Origin of the sequence: Nocardia sp. NPDC058666 (genome assembly GCF_042714895.1) — a bacterium.
Taxonomy (GTDB): Bacteria; Actinomycetota; Actinomycetes; order Mycobacteriales; family Mycobacteriaceae; genus Nocardia.
Genome location: NZ_JBHXRY010000020.1, coordinates 29,568 through 54,182, shown reverse-complemented (window position 1 = coordinate 54,182; position 24,615 = coordinate 29,568). Strand labels below are relative to the sequence as shown.

Genomic DNA, 24,615 nt, shown 5'->3' with positions numbered 1-24,615 from the left:
CTCGCGGCCCCTCAGGGGCCGCGCTCGAGCGCGCCAGCGCTCCAAAAACACAGCCTCAAACAACCCGGGACCACTCAAACCCTGAAGCTCTGCCATACAAATCATCCCGGGACCCCCAAACCCTGAAGCTCTGCCGAACAACCCCTCCCAGCACCACCACCCCCACACAGCAAAAAGCCCCGCTCCAACCAGGAGCGGGGCCCAAAGCGCAATCCCTACTTAGGCTTGTCAGCCCACACAGTCGTGCCATCCGGAGCCTGCAGCACCTGCAGCAGCTCCCACCCGGTTACGGCCATGGTCGGCCCACCGATAGCGATCATGCCCACGATCCCACCAACAGCGGCACCCACGGTCAGACCCGGAATGCAGCCCACCGGAATCGTCACGACGCAACCGATCGCCGCACCGACAGCAGTGCCAACGAACGTGCCGATGGCAGTACCGATGCTGAACTTGCTGGAGAAGTCGTTGATCGCCCGCTGGTTCTCCTGCGCCGAAGCGATGTCCTTCAGGACAGGCTTCGGGCTGACAACCTGCTGACCGATGGCAACGCCGGCCGGCTTCTCCGGAGTCAGCTCCAGGACGGTCGAGTCCTTGACGACCGCAGCCTTGGTCGGGATCTCGGCCCCACCGATGGAGAACGCGATCGGCAGCGCGATCACGACGGCCCCGCTGGTGTCCTTGATCTCGGCGATCTGAGTCTTGGGAGCCTCGGGGGTCTCCCCATCCTGCTCGACAATCGAGAAGGTGCCGTTCTTGACGGTAGCGACCACCGTCTTGTCGACGAGCTTGACCGAGTACTTGATGTCCTGCGGCGCCTCGTCGGCATGTGCGGTGCCCATGGCAACGGTCATCGCCCCGATAACCAGTGCGGCAGCCGCAGTAGTCCTACGGAAGTTCATTCAGGTTCCATTCATCAGGTGTGGTGCGGCGTGCGGTCCAGCAACACGCGAGATCTCGTCAAGCGAGGACATCTGGTGAGATGTCCCCGACTTCTCCCCGAGCAGTGTGAAGACCGGCACAGCATGCAGAACAGCTGGAGCCTAATGGACTGAAACCCCAGTGGCCAGAAGGAATTTCGGCGAAGTTAGTAAGCCTGACCTTAGTGTCGCCGCAGTTCACGCACGGTTTACGGTGTTCACCAGCAGCTACTGGAACCCCGTAGCAAACATTTTTGTGATATTGCTCACAGGCAATATCCAGGTCAAGCCCCAGTAAACAAGGTCAGAGCGCAAATGCCGATCCTACGGTGGACAGCGGTAGTTACTGACGGGTAACTTAGGGCCGGTTACGATACGAGCAACCTCGGTGGAGTCTGTCCATCGCTGACCCTCGTGTTGCCTCGAAAGAAAGGTCGCGACATGAATGCCCTGACTATCACGTTGGGCACGATTGGAGCTGTGCTCAGCCTGTTCTGTTGGGCGTCGTTTATCGGCGGCGCCTGGAACATCGGCAAGGCCATCACCATCGGCCAGCCAGCTCCCGATCGTTGGCGACCGTTCTTCCCGCGGTTCAAGCACATGTTCATCGAGGTCGCGGCCCATACGCGGATGAACAAGTTCCGCACCGTGGGCTGGCCGCACTGGCTGGTCATGACCGGCTTCATCCTGGGCGCGATCCTGTGGTTCGAGGCCTACGGCCAGACCTTCGACCCGTCGTTCCACTGGCCGTTCATCGGCGGCACCGCGGCCTACCACCTGCTCGACGAGATCCTGGGCATCGGCACCGTGGTCGGCATCGTCACGCTGATCACCATCCGCCAGCTGAACCACCCGCGTGTGCCCGCGCGCCTGTCGCGTTTCAGCGGCTCCAAGATGGCGCCCGCCTATGTCATCGAGACGATCGTCTTGATGGAGGGCCTGGGCATGATCTTCGTCAAGGCGGGCAAACTCGCGACCTACGGTCACGCGCACGCTTCCACCGATTTCTTCACCATGCAGGTGGCCAAGCTGCTGCCCGCGAGCCCGACCATGGTGTCGATCTTCGCGTTCGTGAAGCTGATGTCGGGCATGGCCTTCCTGTACCTGGTCGGCCGCAACATCACCTGGGGCGTGGCCTGGCACCGCTTCTCCGCCTTCTTCAACATCTACTTCAAGCGTGAGGCCGACGGCAGTGTCGCGCTGGGCGCCGCCGCCCCGATGATGTCGCACGGCAAGGTGCTCACCATCGAGAACGTCGACCCCGAGGTCGACAGCCTGGGCGCGGGCCACATGGAGGACTTCTCCTGGAAGGGCTGGCTGGACTTCACCACCTGCACCGAGTGTGGCCGCTGCCAGTCGCAGTGCCCCGCCTGGAACACCGGTAAGCCGCTGTCGCCGAAGCTGCTGATCATGTCGCTGCGCGACCACGGTTACGCCGCCGCCCCGTACCTGCTGGCCGGTGGCCGCAAGGATGCCGCAGGCGACGAGGTCGGTCTGGTCGACGCTGACGGCAAGCCCGACGAGGCCGCACTGGCCAAGATCCCCGAGGCCGCTCGCGCCGAGGCCGCTCGCCCGATGATCGGTGGCGAGGAGATCGGCGGGATCATCGATCCCGAGGTCCTGTGGTCCTGCACCACCTGTGGCGCGTGTGTCGAGCAGTGCCCGGTCGATATCGAGCACGTGGACCACATCATCGATATGCGCCGCTACCAGGTGCTCATCGAGTCGGAGTTCCCCTCCGAGCTGGCCGGCCTGTTCAAAAACCTCGAGAACAAGGGCAACCCGTGGGGTCAGAACTCCAAGGATCGCCTGAACTGGATCAAGGAAGTCGACTTCGACATCCCGGTGTTCGGTAAAGACGCCGACAGCTTCGACGGGTACGAGTACCTGTTCTGGGTCGGTTGCGCCGGCGCCTACGAAGACCGCGCGAAGAAGACCACCAAAGCCGTCGCCGAACTCCTCGCTACCGCGGGCACCAAGTTCATGGTGCTCGGTGCCGAGGAAACCTGCACCGGTGACTCCGCTCGCCGCGCGGGCAACGAATTCCTCTTCCAGCAGCTGGCCCTGCAGAACATCGAGACCATCAACTCGGTGTTCGAAGGTGTCGAGCAGTCCAAGAAGAAGATCGTGGTCACCTGCGCGCACTGCTTCAACACGTTGAACAACGAGTACCCGCAGGTCGGTGGCACCTACGAGGTCGTGCACCACACCCAGCTGCTGAACCGCCTGGTGCGCAACAAGCAACTGGTCCCGGTGGCCACGGTCTCGCAGAACATCACCTACCACGACCCCTGCTACCTGGGTCGGCACAACAAGATCTACAACGCCCCGCGTGAACTGATGGAAGCCTCGGGCTCGACCCTGGTCGAAATGCCCCGGCACGCGGAACGTTCCATGTGCTGTGGTGCCGGTGGTGCCCGGATGTGGATGGAAGAGCAGCTGGGCAAGCGCATCAACGTCGACCGGGTCGACGAGGCACTGTCGACCAACCCGACCAAGATCGCGACCGGTTGCCCGTTCTGCCGGGTCATGCTCAACGACGGCGTGACCGCACGTCAGGAACAGGGACAGGGCGAAGGTGTCGAGGTCGTCGATGTCTCGCAGCTGATCCTGGACTCGATCACCCGTATCGACGCGTCGCAGTTGTCGGCGAACCTGGTTGTTGTCCAGGAGCCGAAGGTCGAAGCGGAACCCGAGCCGGAGCCGGAACCGGTCGTCGAGGCCGCGCCCGCGGCTGCTGCTGCGAAGACGGCTCCCGCTGGTGGCGGTCTGGGCATGAAGGGTGCCGCGAAGGCTCCCGGCGGCGGTCTCGGCATGAAGGGCGCCGCCAAGGCTCCCGGCGGCGGCCTGGGCATGAAGGGCGCAGCCAAGGCACCGGGTGCGAAGGCCCCCGCGGCCGACGCCACCCCGACCGCTGAAGCCGCTCCCGCCAAGGGCCTCGGTATGAAGGGCGGAGCAAAAGCTCCCGGCAGCGGCCTCGGCATGAAGGGTGGCGCAAAAGCCCCCGGCGCCAAGGCAACCGAAGCAGCCACCGAAACCGCGGCCCCCGCGGCTCCGGTCAAGGGCCTCGGCATGAAGGGCGGAGCCAAGGCTCCCGGCGGCGGCCTCGGCATGAAGGGCAGCGCAAAAGCCCCCGGCGCCAAGGCTCCCGGCGCAAGCGCCCCGGCCACTCCCGCCGCGGAAACCCCTGCCCCCGAAGCCACCCCGGCCCCCACCGCACCCCCGGTCAAGGGTCTCGGCCTCAAGGGCAAGGCAAAGGCCCCCGGCGCCAAGTCCGCGGCGGCTCCGGCAGCACCGTCGGCACCGGCAACCCCGGCAGCAGAGGCAACCCCCACGGAAGCCCCCGCCACCCCCGAGGTTTCGGCCCCCGCCGAATCCAAGCCGTCGGTCCCCGTCAAGGGCCTAGCCATGAAGTCCGGCTTCAAACGCCCGACCAAGACCCCCGGCACCCCGGCACCGGCCGAACCCACGGCACCCGCTGCGGCACCGGCTGATTCCCCGGCCCCCACGGAATCCGCGGCTCAACCCGCACCGGAAGCCGCCAAGGCACCCGAGCCCACCGGCAACGGCACCCCGGCAGCCCCCCCGACCGCCAAGCCGGGCGGCCTCGGCTTCAAGTCCAGCGCAAAGGCCCCCGGCCGCAAGAACTGAACACCCTGAACACAACGGGAACGCTCCCGGATTCCTCGGAATCCGGGAGCGTTCCCGTTTACTCGTTGATCGCCCTAGCGCGGAGTGACCACGATCTTCCCGTGGGCGAGGCCTTGCTCCCCGTAGGCGTGTGCCTCGGCGATCTCGGCGAGGGTGAAGCTGCGGGCGATGCGGGTGTGGATCTTGCCCGCGGACTGCAGGGCGGCGATTTCGGTGAGTTGTGCTTGGTCGGGGTGGACGAACACCCAGTCCGCGCGGATGCCGCGACGACGTGCGACGTCGAGTTGGCTGGGGTTCGGTGTGGTGACGATGCGGCCGCCGTCGGCGAGGACGTCGAGTGAGCGGAGGAAGACCTTGCCGCCGATGGTGTCGAAGACCAGGTCGACGTTGTCGATGTGGTCGGCGAAGTCGCCCTTGGTGTAGTCGATCGGGGTCGCGCCGAGTTCGGTGACGAACTGTTGGTCCGACGGCCCCGCCGTGGCGAACACCGTGGCCCCGGCGTTCACCGCGAACTGCACCGCCATGTGCCCGACGCCACCCGCCCCGCCCTGCACGAGAACCTTCTGTCCCGCAACAAGTTCCGCGATTGCGAACAGTGCCTGCCAGGCGGTCAGCGACACCATCGGCGTGCCCGCCAGTTCCGCGGGGTCCACATCGGCGGGCGCGTGCGTGACGTCGATCGCGCGCACCGCCACATAGTCCGCGTAGGCATTACCGAGTCCGGGAAACCCCGCCATCCCGAAAACCATGTCTCCGACAGAGAACCCGGTCGAGTCGTGCCCGGTGGCCACCACCTTGCCCGCGATATCCCACCCGAGCACCAGCGGCCGCGCGGCCGGGAGCTGGTCGGCGACACCCGAGCCGGCGCGAGTCTTCCAGTCCACGGGATTGATCCCGATCGACGCCGTCTCGAGCAGCAGGTGCCCGGGATACGCCTCGGGCACGGCAGCGTCGTCCACGACGTGCAATACCTCCGGTCCGCCCCATTCATCGAGTTGGGCCTGGCGCATTCGATCGACCATCGTCAGCTCCTCCACGCTCGGGATTTTCGATCAACGGTATCGGCGGCGCGGCGCAACCAGGCCGTACGACACCCGTCAGCAGTCCGCGAACCAGGCCTTCACATATCCCGCCGATTGATACGCGTAGTCCCACGCCCACCGCGCCGGTGACAGGTGCGGGCGAGGGTCGGTGAACAGCAGGTCCCCCGACCAACACTTCCCGAGGATGTACCGGGCACGGGAGATGTGCGGGGTGAAGGTGACCACGATGACGCGGTCCCAGTCGGCGCCGAGCCGGGCCAGCTCGCGCCCCTCGCCGAGGGTGGTGCGCGGGCTGGGGTCGAAGCAGATCACCTCGAAGCTGTAGCCGCCGTGGCAGATTCGGTTCACCATCGGACTGTGCTCGTAGGGGTTGGAGATCAACACGCGCGGTGCGTACCCCTGCGCCGCCAACCGCAGTCCGAGCTGTTCGCGCCCGTCGTGGGCCCCGCCGAGCACCAGGATCGCATCGGCCACCCGCACCGCATCGGTACGCGGCCGTACGTAGACCGGCCACAGCGCGATCACCGCGATCAACACCGCGACCAGCAATCCCCCCGTGGCGAACAGGATCCGGCGCATAACCGAATGCTAGTGAACCGACATCGCGTCCTCGGTGCCCGGCGTAATCGACCAATTCGCCGTCTCTCCATCGAAATTCCGCCTATAGGACCCCCGAATTGGTCGATTACGCCGGGCAACCCGCTGGCTGAGCAGTCCCGCACAGCGCAGGCCGACGATCCGAACCCTGCACGGCCCGAAATCACATCACCGCAGGTAGAACCCCCGCACACCCACCGCGAAACCCCCCGTTCCCCCCTGTACACCAGATGTTGCTCCCCCTGCTGCCTCGCTGACGCGGCGTAGCCACGCACACCGCTTACCAACAGAACTATGCGATGCACAGTCTTCGGAACGGGCTATCTCGGAGCCACGCATGCAGCGTGTATGGCCGAGTTGGGACATGACGTGGTCGGGGTGGATGTGGATCCCGGCAAGGTGGCCAAGCTGTCCGATGGGGTGGTGCCGTTCTACGAACCGGGGCTGGAGCAGGTGTTGCAACGCAACCTCGCGACCGGCCGTCTGCGGTTCACCACCGATTACGAGGATGCCGCCGCACACGCCGACGTGCACTTCCTCGGCGTCGGAACCCCGCAGAAGAAGGGCGAGTACGGCGCGGACCTGAAATATGTGCACGCAGTGGTGGATACGCTCGCGCCGATGCTGGAACGCCCGGCGATGATCGTGGGCAAGTCCACGGTTCCGGTGGGAACCGCTGCAGCACTTGGCATTCGAGCTCGCGAACAGGCGAGGGTCGATGTCGAGGTCGCCTGGAACCCCGAGTTCCTCCGCGAAGGGTTCGCTGTCCAAGACACCTTGCGCCCCGACAGGCTCGTGCTCGGCCTGGATCATGCCCGCGAACAGTCGAATTGGGTCGAACAGCACATCCGCGAGATCTACGCCGACCTCATCGCCGCCGAGATCCCCTTCCTGCTCACCGACTTGGCCACCGCCGAATTGGTGAAGGTCTCCGCGAATGCCTTTCTGGCAACCAAGATTTCGTTCATCAACGCCGTCTCGGAGGTCTGTGAGGCCACCGGCGCCGACGTCACCATGCTGGCCGACGCTCTCGGCTACGACGCCCGCATCGGCCGCCGATTCCTCAATGCCGGACTGGGTTTCGGCGGCGGCTGTCTCCCCAAAGACATCCGCGCCTTCATGGCCCGCTCGGGCGAACTCGGCGCCGATCACGCAGTGGCGTTCCTGCGCGAGGTCGACAACATCAATATGCGCCGCCGCACCAAGGTCGTCGACATGGCCGCCCGCGCCTGCGGTGGTTCCCTGCTGGGCGCGAACGTGGCGGTGCTGGGCGCGGCGTTCAAGCCCGAGTCCGACGACGTCCGCGATTCGCCAGCACTGAATGTGGCGGGCATGATCCAGCTGCACGGCGCCGTGGTCACCGTGTACGACCCGAAGGCGGTGGAGAATTCGCGCCGCGTGTTCCCCACGTTGAACTACGCCACCTCGGTCTCCGAAGCGTGTGATCGCGCCGATGTGGTGCTGGTGCTGACCGAGTGGAACGAGTTCACCGCTTTGACCCCGGCGGACTTGGCACCGGTGGTACGGTCCCGTTCGATCATCGACGGTCGCAATTGCTTGGACAGCACCACCTGGCGTGATGCCGGCTGGGTGTACGCAGGCCTGGGCACCCCGTAGAGTGACCAGCCAGGTGGGGGCGTACTGCAACGAGATGGGCAACAGATGAGTTCGGTTCTGGGAGTGTCGGTGGGGGCCGGGACGGTGCGTCTGGCGCGTCCGCAGCACGGTGGCCCGCACGGTGTCGTCCCGCCGTATTCGTTCGAACTGCAGTCCATCGCGATGCCGGAGCAGCAGGCGGAGGAGTCCGCGGCCGAGGCGATCGCGGGCACGTTGGCCGGGTCGCCGGAGGTCGCCGCCACCACCATCACGTTCCGCACCGACCAGCAGGCCAAGGCGGTGCGTGCCGCGATGGCGCGCCGCCAGCTCACCAACTACCAGCTCATCCCCGAAGCCGTGGCGGCCGTGCACTTCGCGCACGCGACCAGCGATATGCGCGAGGTGTCCACGCTGGCGGTGTACGACCTGGGTTCCTCGGGTCTGACCGTGAGCGTGATCAACGCCCGCACCAGCGACGTGCACCAGTGTGAGCGGATCAGCGACATCAGCGGCGACTACCTGGATTCGCTGATCAGGGAGCAGCAGATCGCCTCGGGCCGGATCGCGCATCCGGCCGATCCGGCGGGTCTGGCCGCGCTCGACGGTCTGTGCCGAGCGGCGAAAGAGCAACTGTCGCACAGCAACGCGGTGGCGTTACCCAGTGAGCAGGGCCTGGTCCTGCTCACTCAGGAGAACTTCGAAGCGTTGATGATGCTGGCGATCGAGTCGTCGGCGCGGATGGCCCGCGATGTCATCATCCGCGCCCAGCATCCCGTACAGGCCGTGCTGGTGATCGGTGGTGGCGCCCGGATTCCGCTGATCGCGCGCGTGCTCGAGCGCACGATCGGCGTCCCGGTGATCGTGCCCCCTGAACCCGAAACGGCCCTGGCCCGCGGTGCCGCGCTGTTGGCCCGTCCCGCGCAGGTCCAGCAGGCCCCTGCCGCCGCCCCGATCCCGCTCGGCGACAACGACGACATCACCCCCGCCTGGCTGACCGCGCCCACTCGTGGCCGCCGCCCGCTGCGCGCGCTGACCAACCGTTCGCATTCGCGTCGCGAGCTGAATGTCGCTGTGCTGACGGTGAGTTCACTGGTGGTGCTGGCCGCGATCGGTCTCGGTCTCGGTTACGGCCCTGAGGTGCTGGAAAGCGGTTCGTCCAGCGACGGTTCGCAGGCGGTCCCGGCGTCCACGCCGCCGCGCCCCAGCTCTGCCGACCCCACGACGACCCCGGTCACGACCACCGAGGCCGAGCACGCGGCCGTCGTCGCGCCCCCGGCCAACCAGCGCCCCACCGAGAAGACCACCGAAGCGCCACCGCCCCAGGGCCCCAACACTTTCACGGTGGTCCCGGGCCTGCCGCCGGTCGTGCTGCCGACGCTGCCCCCGGTGGTCCTGCCAGGCTTCCCTCCACCCGGCCAGTAACACCAAGCCGGGCAATGACACTCAGCCGGGCGGCAACACCCAGCCGATGCGGTAAGTCCCAGCCGGGCTGGTAAGTCCCAGCCGATGCGGTAAGTCCCAGCCGGGCGGTAAGTCCCAACCGGGCGGCAAGTCCCAGCCGGGCAGCAAGTCCCAGCCGGGCAGCAAGTCCCAGCCGGGCAGCAAGTCCCAGCCGAACAACACCCTCAGTTCCGAGCGTGCCGTGCCCGAGCAGGCTGCGCGATAACAGTTTTCGCCCCGAACGGCCGAGCCAACATCACCGCGATCGCGGTAGTCAACGGCACCGACAACGCCAACGCGATACCACCCACCGCCGACCGCGTGATCTCGATGGCCACCGCGTCCCCGGTCAACACATCGGTGATCGACCGCCCCGCAACACTGAACAGCAGCAGCAACGGCAACGCCCCACCCGCGTACGCGAGCACCAGCGTGTACACGGTGCTGGCGATGTGGTCGCGCCCCACTCGCATGGCCGCGGTGAAGATCTCCCGCCGCGTAGCCCCCTCGTCGAGCGCGGCGAGTTCGAACGCCGCGGAAGCCTGCGTGATGGTCACGTCGTTGAGCACACCCAGCGACCCGATGATGAACCCCGCCAGCAACAACCCGGTGATGCTGACGTGCTGAATGTAGGTGGCCACGTTGGTGTTCTGTTCTTCGGACAGCCCCGTGAGATGCGTGATCTCGATGGCCACCCAGGACAGCAGCGCCGCCACCAGCATCGACGCGAGCGTGCCGAGCAACGCCGAACTGGTCCGCAGATTCACCCCGTGCGCGAGGTACAGCACCACGTAGAGAATCAGCGCCCCCGACACCAACGCGACCGGAATCGCCGATTTCCCGTCCAACAGCGCGGGCAGCAGGAACATCACCACCACCCCGAACGCGAAGCACAACCCCACCAGCGCCCGGAATCCCCGCCATCGCGCGACCACGCAGATCACCACCACGAACGCGAGCACGATCAACGTCAGCGGCAGTCCACGCGAGTAGTCCTCGAACCCGTACATGGGAATCCCCGCCGGGTCCGCGGCCCGCACGACGCGAATGTCGTCGCCCGCCCGCAGATCGGGTTGCCCCGGCCCCGGCGCGATCTCGAACAGCGTCTTCTTGCCCTCGTCTGGCCCCGAGCGAATGTCGATGATGCTGCGCTGACACGTGTAGGCGGCGATCCGAGGCGGTTCGGGCTTGTCCGCGAACACCTTTCCCATCGACGGACTCCCACAGGCCCCGATGTCCTGCATGACCACGGTCCCGGCCTCGGTCTGCACCGCCCCACCGGTCATGGTCTGCATCGGCAGCGGAATCTCGACGTTCTGCGAACTGGGCCACAAGATCACCGTCGCGGCCACCACGATCACCCCGATGATCGCCAACAGCCCGACCACAACCTTCGCGGCGGTGTCACTGATAGCAATGGGCCCGGAATGATCGTGATGGTGATGATGATCGCTCACCCGCGGAAGCCTAACGGAGCCTCCCCGCCTCTCCGCGAATCCAGGCCGGGCTCAGGCGCGTAGAGGGCGGCGATGGCGGGTGGCGGGAAGCTCGTTGGTCGGGCCAGCCCGTCCCCGGTGAGTTACCCATGTTCGCGCGTGATCTGTATACACAAAAGCCTCCCCGGGTCTAGATCTAGACCCGGGGAGGCGGGAAGTATGGGGCGGCGGAGAGCAGGGGGGTGTCTCCGCCGCCGCGGTAGGCGCCCAGGGGGGTAGGCGCGCTAACCGTAAGGCTCTCGGTTGTCCAGGGGGGGTAGACAACCGGGCCAGGGCGCCGAAGCGCCGAGGTCTACTGTACACAAAAGATGCCCTTTTGCACTAGTAGATCTTCAAAAGATCCGATTTTCCGAACTCGGAGTCTGTTTTCCCTGCATCTATCAGGATGCGCATCCTGACCTGAGCGTCGAAACTCACTGGTCAGGGCCGTGACAGGTGAGCTTCGACTGTAAACCTACTGGCGGTAGCTCGCCAGAAAATTTCCGAACCTTTCGATCGCCACGGCCAGATCCCGGGCCCACGGCAGCGTCACGATCCGCAGATGGTCGGTCGCGGGCCAGTTGAACCCGGTCCCCTGCACCATCAAGATCTTCTCCTGCAGCAGCAGATCGAGCACGAGCTTGCCGTCGTCGTGGATCTCGTGCACGTTCGGATCCAGTCGCGGGAACGCGTACAGCGCGCCGCGCGGTTTCACGCACGACACACCCGGAATCATGTTCAGCCGCTCCCACGCCACGTCGCGCTGCTCGAGCAGTCGCCCGCCGGGCAGGATCAGGTCGTCGATGCTCTGGTATCCGCCCAACGCCACCTGGATGGCGTGTTGCGCGGGCACATTCGGGCACAGTCGCGACGAGGCCAGCAGGTCGATGCCCTCGAGGAAGCCACGGGCGTGGTCCTTGGGTCCGGTGATGGCCAGCCAGCCCGAGCGGTAACCGGCCACCCGATACGCCTTGGACAGCCCGTTGAACGTCAGGCACAGCAGGTCGGGCGCCAGCGACGCCAGGGAGATGTGCTTGGCATCGTCGTAGAGGATCTTGTCGTAGATCTCGTCGGCCAGCAGCAGCAACCGGTGCTTGCGCGCCAGGTCGACGATCTGTTGCAGCACCTCCGCCGAGTACACCGCACCCGTGGGGTTGTTCGGGTTGATCACCAGCAGGGCCTTGGTCTTGTCGGTGATCTTCGATTCGATATCGGCGATATCGGGCTGCCAGCCGTTCTCCTCGTCGCACAGGTAGTGCACGGGGGTGCCGCCGGCGAGGCTGGTCATGGCCGTCCACAGCGGGTAGTCCGGGGCCGGGATCAGCACTTCGTCGCCGTTGTCGAGCAGGGCCTGCATGGTGACGGTGATCAGCTCGGAAACACCGTTGCCCAGGTAGACGTCGTCCACATCGAGCTCGGGGAACCCCGGAACCAGCTCGTACCTGGTCACGATGGCGCGCCGAGCCGACAGGATCCCCTTCGACTCGGAGTACCCCTGCGCCAGCGGCAGCGCGGCGATGATGTCGCGCATGATCACATCGGGCGCCTCGAACCCGAACGGGGCCGGGTTGCCGATGTTGAGCTTGAGGATGCGATGGCCTTCGGCCTCGAGCCGTGCTGCCTGCGCGTGAACCGGCCCACGGATCTCGTAGACCACGTTCTGCAGTTTCGTCGACTGCTCGAGAACGCGCGGGGACACATGCGAAGGTTGGCTACTCACGAGTCCATCGTGCCACTCGCGGCAAACCGATTTAGTTGCACGGGCGGTGTGTGCCGTGTCGCGCCGACGCTCGATGCCTGGTGGCGGCCTTCTACGGCCTCGGATGACTCGCGAGCGCGGCCGTCGCTACGCAGAACTCTTCGATGCGTTCGTCCAGCCCGCGCGCTTCCACCGCGTCGCGATAAGTCGGCGTGGCGATGCGACGCCGCAACCCCACCAGTCGCTCACTGAGCTGCGCGATCCGTTTGTCCTCGGGCAGGTCGAGAACCGGCCGCAAAGCATCAGCCGCCCCGTCGATACTCCCGTTGATCAGATGCGCGGCCGCATTGTCGACCCGAGCCAACGACTCCGCCCCGTACGAACGCTGCAACGGCGGCCCACTCGAGTACAACGCGATGGCCCGATCGGTAGCCGCCAACGCCTGCTCCGCACGCCCGAGCTGAATACACGTGGCCCCCGCGTAATAAGCCGCCTTGGCCGGCCCGAACCCGAACACCCCACCGATCTCGTCGTGCAGTTCATCGCGCCGATCACCCCCGACCACCTCGGCCGCCCGCAAACACCGATCCGTGTCCACCTCACTACCCAACCGCGCCCACACCCGTGCCTCGATATTGAGCAACCGCACCCGCCCGAGCCCCTGACCCGCGAATTCCTGTCCGCTGCGCGCTAATTGGACCGCGTTGCGTGGCCGATCCGACCAGTTCTCGATCAGCGCGTGCATCCCGCGTGTCCACGCCCGCAACCCGTTGTGCCCGCTCAATTCCGCGTAAGCCCATGCGGCCCTGATCTGTTCGCCCGCGGCGTCGAGGTACCCCAGGTCGGTGCTGGCGTTGGCCAGCAGCCCCGACAATGTCCCGGCCAGCAGGTAGAGGTGGCTGGTGTCGACGGGTTTCTGCTGCCCGTCCAGTAGTCGGTACACCCGCCTGCGCACCCGCAGCATTTCCACCATCATCGGCGCCGGTGCCGCGTGTACGTATTCGTTGGCGATGCGCCGCACGTCGGCGTCGAGCTGGGCCAGTGTCGTGGCCCCCACATTGGTGCCCTCCGCGGCGGCCGCGTGTTCGCTGGCCTCGTGCGCAGCCGCCATGATCAACTCCTTCTCCGACAACACCTCGGGCACAGCACCTTTGAGCGTTCCGGCGTCGACGAACGCCAGCAGGTCGACGTCACCGGCGGGCGCGAGCAGCGACGAGAACCGGGCTCGCACAACATCATCGGATCGAGCCAGCGACGTATCCAGCGCGGCCTGGTTCACCGGTCGCGGACGCACCCGCTCCCCGCCCGCCTCCCACTTCGACACCAGTCGTTCGTGCACACCGAGATGAGCCGCGAACTCCCGGATGCTCATTCGTTTGGCATCGCGTAGAGCTCTGGCCTGCTTGCCTGTCCACTCCCCGACCACGGCGTCACCTCATCCGACGGACAACGCCTTCCAGAGTACGAGCGAGACAGTGAGGCACACCACAACTTCGGGGAATCGGTAGTGCCAGAGGCAGTGAAAGGGCGGTGCGGGGCAGTGGTCACGCGCGTGTCGGTGCGCGATTCTGGAAGGGTGGAAGCCAGAACTGTCGACGACTGGGTGCGGTGTTACCAGCGCGAGTTCCGGCTACCCGTCCGCGAGCGCGGCGGCTTTGTGATGCTGCCGATCACCGACCGGCTGTGTGTGGTGCACCTGCCCACCGCGCGCGCCGAGAAGGTGCTCACGGCGCTGCGCGAGCAACGTCGTGAGGGTCCGGTGCTGGCACGCCAGATCCGCTGGAGCGTGCTCGCCGCGCCCGATGCCCGGCCCTCCGAGGAAGAGGCCGCCGAGCTCGCGGGACTCGATATCGACATTCCCGGCACGGGCAGCGCGGTGATGTTGCCGACCGATCTGGGCCGGTGGAGTCGCGAGGGCTGTCACTGGGTGCGCCCGCCGACCGGCAACGACGCCATGCCCGCGCTGTCGCTGGTGCTACGGATCGCGGTGGCGTGCGGCCCTCAGCGGGTCTCGACCGCGCTCAGCGAATCCGGCGAGAGCGGGAAGTTGAGGTACGAACGCGACGGCGTCGGCCCGCGCTGATTCTGATACTTCGACCCGGCCTTGGCGCTGCCGTACGGATGCTCGGCCGGGCTGCTCAACCGGATGAGACACAGCTGCCCGATCTTCATCCCCGGCCACAGCGTGATCGGCAGATTCGCCACATTCGACAGTTCCAGGGTGATGTGCCCGCTGAATCCCGGATCGATGAACCCCGCCGTCGAATGCGTGAGCAGCCCCAACCGCCCCAGACTCGACTTGCCCTCGAGCCGCCCGGCCAGATCGTCGGGCAGCGAGCACACCTCGAGCGTGGACCCGAGCACGAACTCCCCCGGGTGCAGCACGAACGGTTCGCCCGGCTTCGGCTCCACGAGACTGGTCAGCTCGTCCTGCTGCTGAGCCGGGTCGATATGGGTGTAGCGACTGTTGTCGAACACCCGGAACAACCCGTCGAGACGCACGTCGATACTCGACGGCTGAACCATCGACTCGAGCATCGGTTCGACACCGAGCCGCCCGGAAGCGATCTCGGCCCTGATGTCACGATCGGAGAGCAGCACGCGGCCCAGTGTAGGCAGCCGACATCGCAGGTGAGAGCCCACCACCCCCTCGAGCCCGCCCACCGGTGAGCCCACCCCCGGCCACGACTGCCCGCCCAACAGGCAGCCGAGCGCACCGCCGCAGATGACCGTCCACCGGTCAGCCCCGGTCACGGCTCACCCGCGAGGCGCGTCGCATCGACCCCGCGGGTAAAGCCGCCCGACCCGGATTACGACGTCGGCTGCACCGGCGTCCCCACATCAGCAGTCGCCGTCGGCTGCACCGGCGTCCCCATCTCGGTGGTCTCCGCCGACCCACCGCCATGGTTCGGGTTGGTACAGATGGTCCCCTCACACGGAACCCACGTGCCATCCCCGTTCGGGTTCGGCATCATGTTCGGCCCCGGCGCAGGCGCACTCGGATCAGCACCGCCATGGTTCGGGTTGGTACAAATCGTCCCTTCACACGGAACCCACGTCCCATCCCCATTGGGATTGGGCATCATGTTCGGCCCCGGCGCAGGCGCGGTCGGATGCACATGCCCCGGATCACCGTGCCCCGGATCATGCGCCGCCGAAGTGGTCGGCTTCGCGCTGGTCGTGGTCGACGTCGTACTCGTAGTGGTCGACGTCTTCGACCCGGAATCATCGGAGCACCCCGCCCCCAACACCGTCAACGCCGCGATCACCGAAACGAACAGAACCCGCTTCATACAGTGAGCCTTCCGTCAGCCCGGCCGTCGACTCACACCCACCGAGCCGAATCTTCGAACCGGAGAACTTTGCGAAACCGTTGCCCGCACTCTAGAACGCCCCACCGACAGAAAGCCGAAGCTGCGAAGACTTGCGTTGCGCGCCGAGGGGTCTGATAGAGTCGCGAAAGCGCTTCCGAGCGCCGCAAGCCGATGTAGTTCAATGGTAGAACTTCTGCTTCCCAAGCAGATGGCGCGGGTTCGATTCCCGTCATCGGCTCTCGTCCCGCCTCCCCGCGTATTTAGGCCAGACCTAGGTGCGGGGAGGCTTTTTTGTGCGGCCGGGGGTTTTGGGGGTGGTTGCGGTTGCTGTGGGTGGGGAGTTACCCATGTTCTTGCGAGATCAGTGGGTGTCTTGGGGCCGCGCGAGGGGGATGCCCTCACACGGTGGGTCGGTCATTTGCCCAGGCGGACGCAGTCGGCGGCGATTTTCGATTGGGCTGCGGCGACTTTGGCGGCGTCTTCCTCGGCGAGGAGCTTTGCTGGGTCGTCGGATTTCGCGTTCGACACCATGACGCGCAGGCCGTCCTGGGACATGCCCGAGTCCAGGAATACCTGGGCCGCGCAGTCGGCCAGTGCCACGTTGCTCAGTCCCTTGTCCTGCAACGACCTCGACAGTTCGATCTGGGTGACCTCGGTCGGTTCGTCGACGCAGGCAGACAGCACCGGCAGCGTGAGCAGCGTCGCGGCGAGTAGATAGTTCCGCACGGGGGGAGTCCTCTCGATCACCGCGCATCAGCCGATGCGCGGCCGTTGGCGATCATGCCGCACGGTCGCGTTCGGGGCCACCCACCGGAACTGACTCGCGAGTAAGATAGGGGCATGGGAGAGCACATCACCGTCCGTTTCGACAACGACCGCGCCTACGTCGCCTTGAACAGGCCGGCCAAACACAATGGCCTGACCCTGGAGATGTTGCGCGATCTGGTCGCAGCGGCCCGAAAGGTGGCCGACCACAAGGACACTCGCGCGGTCATCCTCACCGGCAACGGCCCCAGTTTCAGCAGCGGCCTCGATATCGCCGCCGCCACGCGCAACCCGGTGGCTATCGTCAAGGAATTCCTGCCCCGCCCGCTGCGCGGCACCAACACCTTCCAGGAAGCCTGCTGGGCATGGCGGCGCCTCGACGTCCCGGTGATCGCCGCGGTCCACGGTCGCTGCTTCGGCGGCGGCCTCCAGCTCGCCTTAGCCGCCGATTTCCGCATCGCCACCCCCTCGGCCGAGTTCTCGGTGATGGAGGTCGCCCACGGCCTGATCCCCGATATGACCGGCCCCGCCACCTTGTCGCAGCTCATCGGCCTCGACCAGGCCCTGCTGCTGTCGATGACCGCCGACTCCATCGACGCCGATTACGCCCGCCGGATCGGCCTGATCACCGACATCGCCGACGACCCGGTGCGGGCCGCGGAAGCCTTGGCCGACCGCATCACCGTCCGCGATCGCAAGGCGGTGGCCGCCGCCAAGCACCTGTTCGACCGTTCCTGGCAGCGTGATTCGCGCGCGACATTCGCCGCCGAGCGCGTGGCCCAGTTGCCGTTGCTGCTGGGTAAGGCGCTGGGTCGTCACCCCTGACAGGCAATCGGCCGGTAATTGATGCCGGATACCTAAGGGATGTACCGCACATCACAGTGAACGGCTGTTAGCATCGCTTCGATTCGCTGACCAGTCGAAACGCGGTACGTGGCTCCCGAAGTCGGTCGTGCCCCGCTTTCGGCGCGACCCGGAGGCCGCATCACCTGTGAACAAGACCGGATCCATCCTGCTGTCCGCTCTCGCAGGTACCACGGCCTTGCTGGTGAGCGCCGCGCCACCGGCGGTGTCGAATCCCAACGCCATCAACCCGATTCCCGTTCTCAACGGCACCCACGGCCTGCCCGTGTTGCACGGTCGCACCCAAGCGGTGTTCCAGGTGACGGGCCTGGCCAGCCCCAACAACACCCAGAACTACAACGTGCTGGGCACCGACCTCGGCATCATGTGGGACAACGGTCGCGGCGAGATGCTCACCGCCTTCGGCGACACCGCGGGCATCGGTTTCCCGAACCTGCTCGCGGGCAGCACCTGGGCGTGGCGCTCCAACATCCTGGTCCGCACCCACGATCGAAACCCCGCCGACGGCATCATGTTCGACGGTGTCGTGCGCGATGTGATCGGCCAGGCCCGCGACCTGATCCCCAGTCCGAAGATCCCGTTCCTGGAGATCAGCCGCATCCCCACCGCGGGCATTTCCGCCAACGGCGTGCAGTACATGTCGTTGATGTCGGTGAAGACCTGGGACGCCCCCGGCGAGTGGACCACCAGCTATTCGGGCCTGGCCGCCTCGGCCGACAACGGCGAGACCTGGGCCGACCTGGGCCACACCCGCCGCCCCGACGAGGGCGGCAACGCCAACTTCCAGATGAACGCCTTCCTCAAAGACGGCGGTTTCGTCTACGAGTACGGCACCCGCGCGGGCCGCAACAACGAGGCGTTCGTCGCCCGCGTCCCCGAGGCCCAGATCGAGAACCTCGCGGCGTACGAGTACTGGGACGGCGGCGAGTGGAAGCTCGGCGACGTGAACGCCGCGGCCCCGATCATGGGCGGCGTGGGCGAACTGTCGGTGATGTACAACGAGCATCTGGGCCAGTTCATCTCCCTGACCACCGACCCGTTCAACTCCATCGTGATGCGCCGCGCCGACTCCCCGGTGGGCCCGTGGAGCGCCCCGGAGGTCCTCATCGACGCGCGCCAACTCCCCACCGCCTACGCCCCCTCGATCTTCCCGTACCAAACCGGCCGCGACCTGTACTTCATGACAACGATCCACACCCAGTACAACGTCGTCCTGATGCGCACCACACTCTGAGCCGGTTCCGCCTCTCCGCGTATTCAAGCCAGACTCAGGCGCGTGTTCAGTTCGGCAGGCGGCAAGACTCGGGTCGGGGCGAGTTGGCCCGTTCCCGGCGAGTTACCCATGTACGTGCTAGATCAGTACGACGTGGCGATACGGAGTCCTACACTCGTGTCATGGATGCGGCGGATTGGGACTCTAGGTATGCGCGCACTGAATTGGTCTGGGGCGCACCGCCGAACAGCACCGTCGTCGAACATGTCTACGGCCTGGACCGTCGAATCCCCCTACTCCCCGACGAGTCCGGCACAACTCCCGAGCTCCCCCGAGCTCTAGACCTGGCCTGCGGCGAAGGCCGCCACGCCCTCTGGCTGGCCACGCACGGCTGGCAGGTCACCGCCGTCGACTTCTCTCAAGTGGGCATCGACAAGGGCAGAACAGTCGCCGCCCGCCTGTCCCGATCGGTCCGTTCCCGCGTGAACTGGCAAACAGCCGACATCACCGACCTCGAATCCGCCGACATCACCGGCCCCTTCGAACTGATCCTGATGGTCTTCGTGCACCTGCCCGCCGACGAACGCCGCCCCCTCCTGAACCAACTCGCGGACATGCTCGTCCCCGGCGGCATGCTCCTGATCCTGGGCCACGCCACCCGCAACATCACCGACGGTTACGGCGGCCCCCAGGAACCCCCGATCCTGTTCTCCCCCGACGACCTGCGCGCCGACCTCACCCGCGACGACATCACCATCACCGTCGCCCACGAGGTCTTCCGCCCCACCGAGGGCGCCGACGCCATAGATTCCCTGCTCATCGCCCAACGCCCCCTCCCCGAGCCCACCGACTGATCAAGATCACCAGGCTCTGAGGGATTTTTCTACTCGGCCGATGTTTGCGCCATTGCCTAGTGATCAACCGTCCAACGGGCGAACCAGGGCGTAACCGTCGCCGCGATCACGTCGAACCCCGTTCGAAACGCGTGCGCCTGCTTCGGAATCACCCGAACCTCGGCCGCGTCAGCCGGATCGGGCACCCCGAACGGGTCATTACCCCCGTTGATCACCACCACCTCGATCTCCCCGGTCGCCAGCAACTCCTCCCGCCGACTCTTTTCCGGCTTCCCCGGCGGATGCAACGGAAACGACAGCGCGATCACCCCGACGGCCCCCACTTCCACCGCCGTCCGGCACGCGACCCGCGCCCCATTGCTGCGACCCCCCTGAACAACGGGCACCCCCGGAAACCGAGCCCGCAACGCCGCCACGATCTCCACCCAAGCCTGATCCTGCTTCACCACATTGCCCGGCGCCCGCCCCCCTGCAACCCGATACGGCTGCATCACCCGAGCTACCGCACCACCGGCTTCCACTGCCGAATCACGCACGGCCAGAATGTCTTTCGCATCCACTCCACCCCCGGCCCCATGGGTGATCACGAGCAGAAATGCCGGATCCGCCACCTCGTCGAGGGCGATCTCGGCCGGTCCCGCGGTCGTGTCGATGCGCACACCTCACGGTAGCCCCGAGGTCGCGGCGAGCAAGCGCAGAGCACTCGCGCGTGTTTTTCACATCACATTGCCCCGTACCCCTTTGCCAGTGGCATTACCCACCGGTAATATGATCCATAAGTTACCCGCGAGTAGCATGCGGAAAACCGGCGACGGGCGGGAACGGCAATCACCGACCGCACCAGAACTCAATGGAGAGTGAGTACTCACATGGGCCACTACAAGGCAAACGTTCGCGACCTCGAGTTCAACCTCTTCGAGGTTCTCGGCATCGACAAGGTGCTCGACGCAGGCACCTTCGGTGACCTGGACACCGACACCGTCAAGGAAATGCTCTCCGAGATCCGTCGCCTGGCCGAGGGCCCGATCGCCGAGTCGTTCGCCGACGCCGACCGCAACCCGCCGGTGTTCGACCCGGAGACCCACACCATCTCCATCCCGGCCTCGTTCAAGAAGTCCTACAAGGCGTTCGAAGACGGCGAGTGGGCCAAGGTCGGCATCAACGAGGAGCTCGGTGGCCTCGGCGCCCCCGCCGCCATCGCGTGGGCCCTGTCGGAGATGGTGCTCGGCGCCAACCCGCCCGTCCAGATGTACGCCGCAGGCGCCCCCTTCAGCCAGGTGCTCTACGACAACGGCACCGATGAGCAGAAGAAGTGGGCTCAGACGATGTCCGAGCGCAACTGGGGCTGCACCATGGTGCTGACCGAGCCCGACGCCGGTTCCGACGTCGGCGCCGGCCGCTCCAAGGCGATCAAGCAGGAAGACGGCTCCTGGCACATCGAGGGCGTCAAGCGCTTCATCACCTCGGCCGATTCCGACGACATGTTCGAGAACATCGTGCACCTGGTGCTGGCTCGCCCCGAGGGCGCGGGCCCCGGCACCAAGGGCCTGTCGCTGTTCTACGTCCCGAAGACCCACTTCGACTTCGAGACCCAGACCTTCGGTGACCGCAACGGCGTGTTCGTCACCAACGTCGAGCACAAGATGGGCATCAAGGCCTCGGCCACCTGTGAGGTCACCTTCGGTGGCCACGGCGTTCCCGCCAAGGGCTGGCTCGTGGGCGAGGTGCACAACGGCATCGCGCAGATGTTCGACGTGATCGAGAACGCGCGCATGATGGTGGGCACCAAGGCCATCGCGACCCTGTCGACCGGTTACCTGAACGCGCTCGAGTACGCCAAGACTCGCGTGCAGGGTGCGGACCTGACCCAGATGACCGACAAGGCCGCGCCCCGCGTGACCATCACCCACCACCCCGACGTGCGTCGTTCGCTGGCCATGCAGAAGGCGTACGCCGAGGGCCTGCGCGCGGTCTACCTGTACACCGCCGCGCACCAGAACCCGGAAATCGCCGAGGTCGTCTCGGGTGCGGACAAGGACGTCGCGTTCCGCGTGAACGACCTGCTGCTGCCGATCGTCAAGGGTGTCGGCTCCGAGCGCGCCTACCAGTACCTGACCGATTCGCTGCAGACCTTCGGCGGCTCGGGCTTCCTGCAGGACTACCCGATCGAGCAGTACATCCGCGACGCGAAGATCGACTCGCTGTACGAGGGCACCACCGCCATCCAGGCGCAGGACTTCTTCTTCCGCAAGATCGCGCGTGACCGCGGTGTGGCCCTGGCTCACGTGGCGGGCCAGATCCAGAAGTTCCTGGAGTCCGACAACGCCAACGAGCGTCTGAAGGGTGAGCGCAAGCTGCTCGCCACCGCGCTCGAGGACGTGCAGACCATGGCCGCCACCCTGACCGGCCACCTGATGGGTGCCCAGGAGCAGCCGACCGAGCTGTACAAGGTCGGTCTGGGTTCGGTGCGTTTCCTGATGGCCGTGGGCGACCTGTTCATCGGCTGGATGCTGCTGAACCAGGCCGAGATCGCGCTTGCCGCCCTGGACAACGGTGCCGCAGGCGCCGACAAGTCCTTCTACACCGGCAAGGTCGCCTCGGCGCAGTTCTTCGCCCGCAACGTCCTGCCCGAGCTGACCGCCACCCGCGCGATCCTGGCCAACCTGGACAACGACATCATGGACCTGGACGAGGCTGCCTTCTAAGTCTCACCTGATCCACGCAAAAAACGGGCCGGAGCATTACGCTCCGGCCCGTTTTGTTGTTCCCTACGCAGAGCCGCTGGACAGAGCCGCGAGCGTGGTGAGGAAGTACATCAGGCCATCCATGAAAATCTCCTTCGAAGTGAGTCGGCCATTCCTACCACGGGAAAAATAAGCCTGCCCACTCGAAGATGAACGCCGAGCAAACTTGCTCGCGCCGCCCGGTTCCCAGCCGCGTGCGCACCTGTCGGCGTACCCTGGCTGTACCGTCGGTTGGGGTGAGGCTCGGGGGTTCGGCATGGGTGAAAGTACCGCTCTCAGTGTGTATTTGCGCGAGCGACGACTGGCCGCCGGTCTCGCGCGCACCGAGCTGGCGGTGCGCACCCAACTCGCGCCGCTGCTGATCAGCCAGATCGAATCCGGCGCTCTCGTCCCCAATCCCGCTATGCTGCAACGCCTTTTCGACAGTCTCGATGTGCCGCTGTGGTATCGAAAGCACATTCTCGTGCTCGGCCTGCCCGCGGTAGAGGCAGGCACCGCCCCCTCGACGCCCTCGGCCGAAGACCTCGCCGACCTGGCCAGCCTGACCCATCCCGCGTCGCTGATCCGCTTCCCCACGATGGACATGCTCGCCGCGAACGCCGACTACCAGCGCCTTTTCCCTGGTCTGGGCGCGGGCGTGAACATGCTCGAGTGGATGTTCCTCAACCCCGCGGCGAAGAAGGTCTACCTCGACTGGACCACCGAGGCCCAACTGCTGGTGCACGCCTTCCGGATGCTCGCCCCGCTGGCCCCCACCCAACGCGTGAAATCGATCACCGACTCGTGCGGCGGGTCCCCCGACTGGGATCGGATCTGGACCAGCGAAGTCCGCGCCCAGGACATCGCCCGCCGCCACCTGCGCGTCCGCGACCGCGGCACCGGCCTGGAGCGCCGCATGATGCTGCGCATCTACGACCCCCGCGTTCCCCAGCCGCCCGTGGTGGCTGTACCGCCTGATCCCGGCGCGCTGAAAGGGCCCCCGTCGCCGCAGCGACGGGGGCCCGCAAGGTTCAGGTGTTACTCGGCGGCTTCGCCCGAGCCGGAGGTCAGCAGTGCCAGCAGGCCGGCGAGGTCGGCCGAACCGGTCTCGACCTCTTCCTCGACCACCGCTTCGGCTTCATCCTCAGCGGACCCCGAGGTCAGCGAGGCCAGGATCGCAGCCAGCTGCTCCGAGGACCCGGTGGTGGGGGCGGGCTCTTCCGCCGCCGCCGGACCCGCACCGAGTACCACGATGCTCGCCGCCGCAGCCATTGCCACACCGAAGACACGAATCTTGCTCATTGTGAACCCCTAATAATTCAGATTTGCTGCGGATTTCCGCCGCACAAGATGTCTAACAGTGGACCCACCCCCGACGGCAGCCCATTGAAAGGGGGGCAAGACACTTTCACGAAACCGCCCCGATCCGGAACCGTTGCCGGTACTCATTAGGCGTGGTGTCCAACTTCCGACGAAAAGCGCGCGCCAGCGTATCAATAGTGTTGAAACCGCAAGCGGCGGCGATCTTTTGGAGCGTGTCGTCGCTGGCCTCCAACCGCTGCCGCGCCACCTCCACCCGCGCCGACTCGATATAGGCCGCGGGCGTACACCCCAATTCTGTGCGAAAAATCCGCGTGAGTTGCCGTTCGCTGACATGTATCTGCGCCGCCAACTCACCCACCGTCAGCGACCCGGCGATATTGCGCGCGATGTACTGCCGCAAATCCTCGATCCGCCGCGTGGTCGACACCGGCTCGAGCGACACACTGAACTGACTCTGCCCACTGGGCCTTTTCAAATACATCACCAACTGGCGAGCAACCCGCAACGCCACCTCATCCCCGAAATCATCGGCCACCAACGCCAACGTCAAATCCAGGCAGGCCGTGAGTCCCGCACCCGTCCATACGTTTTCGTCGCGAATGTAGATCGGATCGGCATCGACGATCACCTCGGGATGCTCACTGGCCAACTGCTGCGCCGTAGACCAATGCGTGGTTGCCCGCTTGCCCTCGAGCAACCCCGCCGCGGCGAGAATATGCGCCCCCACGCACACCGAAGCCACCCGCCGAGCCCCCCGCGCCAACGTCGCCACCGCCGCGACCACCCCCGGATCGACCACCGCACTCACCCGCCGCGCACCGTCGACCTCCACCGCCCCCGGCACCACCAGGGTGTCCACCCGCCCCACTTCCGCGAACGTGAGATCGGGCAGAATCCGCACCCCCGCCGAGGTGGTCACCGACGCCATCGACTCCGCCGCCAACACCACCCGATACCCGGTAGGTCCCTCGACCTCCCGCTGCAGCAACGCGAAGACCTCCGGCGGCCCCGTGACGTCCAGCAGGTCCACCCGATCGAACAACACGATCACAATCAGCCGCTCAGCCACCACAACCTCCATGTCCGAATCTGCAGGTTACACGTCATTGCCGACACCACCGCCCGCGAATACCGTGAA

At 66.2% G+C, this 24,615-nt stretch carries 21 protein-coding genes, 1 tRNA gene and 1 pseudogene; 11 read left to right on the top strand and 12 right to left on the bottom strand.

Annotated features, from left to right (window positions below):
• Positions 1–215 precede the first annotated feature (215 nt).
• Positions 216–854 (bottom strand): hypothetical protein, encoded by a 639-nt coding sequence (locus ACFWVD_RS26865; RefSeq protein WP_379247412.1) that lies wholly within the window; start codon positions 852–854, stop codon positions 216–218.
• Between the two features lie 507 nt (positions 855–1,361).
• Between ACFWVD_RS26865 and ACFWVD_RS26860 the strand changes: the two genes are divergently transcribed.
• Positions 1,362–4,571, top strand: a complete 3,210-nt coding sequence (locus ACFWVD_RS26860) for a heterodisulfide reductase-related iron-sulfur binding cluster (RefSeq protein WP_379247410.1) — start codon at positions 1,362–1,364, stop codon at positions 4,569–4,571.
• Positions 4,572–4,645: 74 nt separating this feature from the next.
• Here the strand turns inward: ACFWVD_RS26860 and ACFWVD_RS26855 are convergent, their stop codons facing one another.
• Positions 4,646–5,593 (bottom strand): NADP-dependent oxidoreductase, encoded by a 948-nt coding sequence (locus ACFWVD_RS26855; protein WP_379247408.1) that lies wholly within the window; start codon positions 5,591–5,593, stop codon positions 4,646–4,648.
• Positions 5,594–5,668: 75 nt separating this feature from the next.
• Complete coding sequence (locus ACFWVD_RS26850; protein ID WP_379247406.1) at positions 5,669–6,193, bottom strand: YdcF family protein; 525 nt, start codon at positions 6,191–6,193, stop codon at positions 5,669–5,671.
• Positions 6,194–6,505: 312 nt separating this feature from the next.
• On the opposite strand from ACFWVD_RS26850, the gene ACFWVD_RS26845 reads away from it, so the two are divergent.
• Positions 6,506–7,828 (top strand): UDP-glucose dehydrogenase family protein, encoded by a 1,323-nt coding sequence (locus tag ACFWVD_RS26845; protein ID WP_379247404.1) that lies wholly within the window; start codon positions 6,506–6,508, stop codon positions 7,826–7,828.
• Positions 7,829–7,873: 45 nt separating this feature from the next.
• Entirely contained in the window at positions 7,874–9,229 is a 1,356-nt protein-coding gene (locus ACFWVD_RS26840) for an Hsp70 family protein (protein ID WP_379247402.1), read from the top strand.
• A gap of 21 nt (positions 9,230–9,250) precedes the next feature.
• Here ACFWVD_RS26840 and ACFWVD_RS26835 read toward each other — a convergent pair whose 3' ends face one another.
• The 4 genes from ACFWVD_RS26835 to ACFWVD_RS26820 form a co-directional block, all read right to left on the bottom strand.
• Complete coding sequence (locus ACFWVD_RS26835) at positions 9,251–9,430, bottom strand: hypothetical protein (protein ID WP_379247400.1); 180 nt, start codon at positions 9,428–9,430, stop codon at positions 9,251–9,253.
• Positions 9,431–9,432: 2 nt separating this feature from the next.
• The gene (locus ACFWVD_RS26830; protein WP_379247398.1) at positions 9,433–10,704 is read right to left on the bottom strand and encodes a YibE/F family protein; all 1,272 of its coding nucleotides are present in this window, start codon (positions 10,702–10,704) and stop codon (positions 9,433–9,435) included.
• A gap of 493 nt (positions 10,705–11,197) precedes the next feature.
• Positions 11,198–12,442, bottom strand: a complete 1,245-nt coding sequence (locus ACFWVD_RS26825; RefSeq protein ID WP_379247396.1) for a pyridoxal phosphate-dependent aminotransferase — start codon at positions 12,440–12,442, stop codon at positions 11,198–11,200.
• Positions 12,443–12,533: 91 nt separating this feature from the next.
• Entirely contained in the window at positions 12,534–13,847 is a 1,314-nt protein-coding gene (locus tag ACFWVD_RS26820) for a helix-turn-helix domain-containing protein (protein WP_379247394.1), read from the bottom strand.
• 150 nt (positions 13,848–13,997) lie between these two features.
• On the opposite strand from ACFWVD_RS26820, the gene ACFWVD_RS26815 reads away from it, so the two are divergent.
• Positions 13,998–14,504 carry a hypothetical protein gene (locus ACFWVD_RS26815; protein ID WP_379247392.1) on the top strand — a complete coding sequence of 169 codons (507 nt, stop codon included), beginning with the start codon at positions 13,998–14,000 and terminating at the stop codon, positions 14,502–14,504.
• Here ACFWVD_RS26815 and dcd read toward each other — a convergent pair.
• Entirely contained in the window at positions 14,423–15,022 is a 600-nt protein-coding gene (gene dcd, locus ACFWVD_RS26810; RefSeq protein ID WP_379247390.1) for a dCTP deaminase, read from the bottom strand. The genes ACFWVD_RS26815 and dcd overlap by 82 nt on opposite strands.
• Positions 15,023–15,231: 209 nt before the next feature.
• Positions 15,232–15,498: pseudogene (locus tag ACFWVD_RS26805) on the bottom strand (hypothetical protein); the annotation flags it as partial.
• Between the two features lie 7 nt (positions 15,499–15,505).
• Between ACFWVD_RS26805 and ACFWVD_RS26800 the strand changes: the two are divergent.
• Entirely contained in the window at positions 15,506–15,721 is a 216-nt protein-coding gene (locus ACFWVD_RS26800) for a hypothetical protein (protein WP_379247418.1), read from the top strand.
• 181 nt (positions 15,722–15,902) lie between these two features.
• Positions 15,903–15,973: transfer RNA gene (locus ACFWVD_RS26795), tRNA-Gly, on the top strand.
• 176 nt (positions 15,974–16,149) lie between these two features.
• On the opposite strand, the gene ACFWVD_RS26790 is transcribed toward ACFWVD_RS26795, so the two are convergent.
• A complete protein-coding gene (locus ACFWVD_RS26790; protein ID WP_379247388.1) occupies positions 16,150–16,461 on the bottom strand; it encodes a hypothetical protein in 312 nt (103 codons plus the stop codon).
• Positions 16,462–16,575: 114 nt separating this feature from the next.
• Between ACFWVD_RS26790 and ACFWVD_RS26785 the strand changes: the two genes are divergently transcribed.
• From ACFWVD_RS26785 to ACFWVD_RS26775, 3 genes are all read left to right on the top strand, one after another.
• A complete protein-coding gene (locus tag ACFWVD_RS26785) occupies positions 16,576–17,325 on the top strand; it encodes a crotonase/enoyl-CoA hydratase family protein (RefSeq protein ID WP_379247386.1) in 750 nt (249 codons plus the stop codon).
• A gap of 166 nt (positions 17,326–17,491) precedes the next feature.
• The gene (locus tag ACFWVD_RS26780) at positions 17,492–18,598 is read left to right on the top strand and encodes a DUF4185 domain-containing protein (RefSeq protein WP_379247384.1); all 1,107 of its coding nucleotides are present in this window, start codon (positions 17,492–17,494) and stop codon (positions 18,596–18,598) included.
• Positions 18,599–18,759: 161 nt separating this feature from the next.
• A complete protein-coding gene (locus tag ACFWVD_RS26775; RefSeq protein WP_379247382.1) occupies positions 18,760–19,431 on the top strand; it encodes a class I SAM-dependent methyltransferase in 672 nt (223 codons plus the stop codon).
• 56 nt (positions 19,432–19,487) lie between these two features.
• Here ACFWVD_RS26775 and ACFWVD_RS26770 read toward each other — a convergent pair whose 3' ends face one another.
• Positions 19,488–20,090: an alpha/beta family hydrolase gene (locus ACFWVD_RS26770; protein ID WP_379247380.1), complete on the bottom strand. Its 603-nt coding sequence runs from the start codon at positions 20,088–20,090 to the stop codon at positions 19,488–19,490.
• A 210-nt stretch (positions 20,091–20,300) separates the two neighbouring features.
• On the opposite strand from ACFWVD_RS26770, the gene ACFWVD_RS26765 reads away from it, so the two are divergent.
• Together ACFWVD_RS26765 and ACFWVD_RS26760 are read left to right on the top strand one after the other, a co-directional pair.
• On the top strand, positions 20,301–22,136 hold the full coding sequence (locus tag ACFWVD_RS26765) for an acyl-CoA dehydrogenase (RefSeq protein WP_379247416.1): 1,836 nt from the start codon (positions 20,301–20,303) through the stop codon (positions 22,134–22,136).
• Positions 22,137–22,431: 295 nt separating this feature from the next.
• Positions 22,432–23,469, top strand: a complete 1,038-nt coding sequence (locus ACFWVD_RS26760; RefSeq protein WP_379247378.1) for a helix-turn-helix domain-containing protein — start codon at positions 22,432–22,434, stop codon at positions 23,467–23,469.
• A 93-nt stretch (positions 23,470–23,562) separates the two neighbouring features.
• Here the strand turns inward: ACFWVD_RS26760 and ACFWVD_RS26755 are convergent, their stop codons facing one another.
• A complete protein-coding gene (locus tag ACFWVD_RS26755) occupies positions 23,563–24,546 on the bottom strand; it encodes a GlxA family transcriptional regulator (RefSeq protein WP_379247376.1) in 984 nt (327 codons plus the stop codon).
• Between the last annotated feature and the right edge of the window lie 69 nt (positions 24,547–24,615).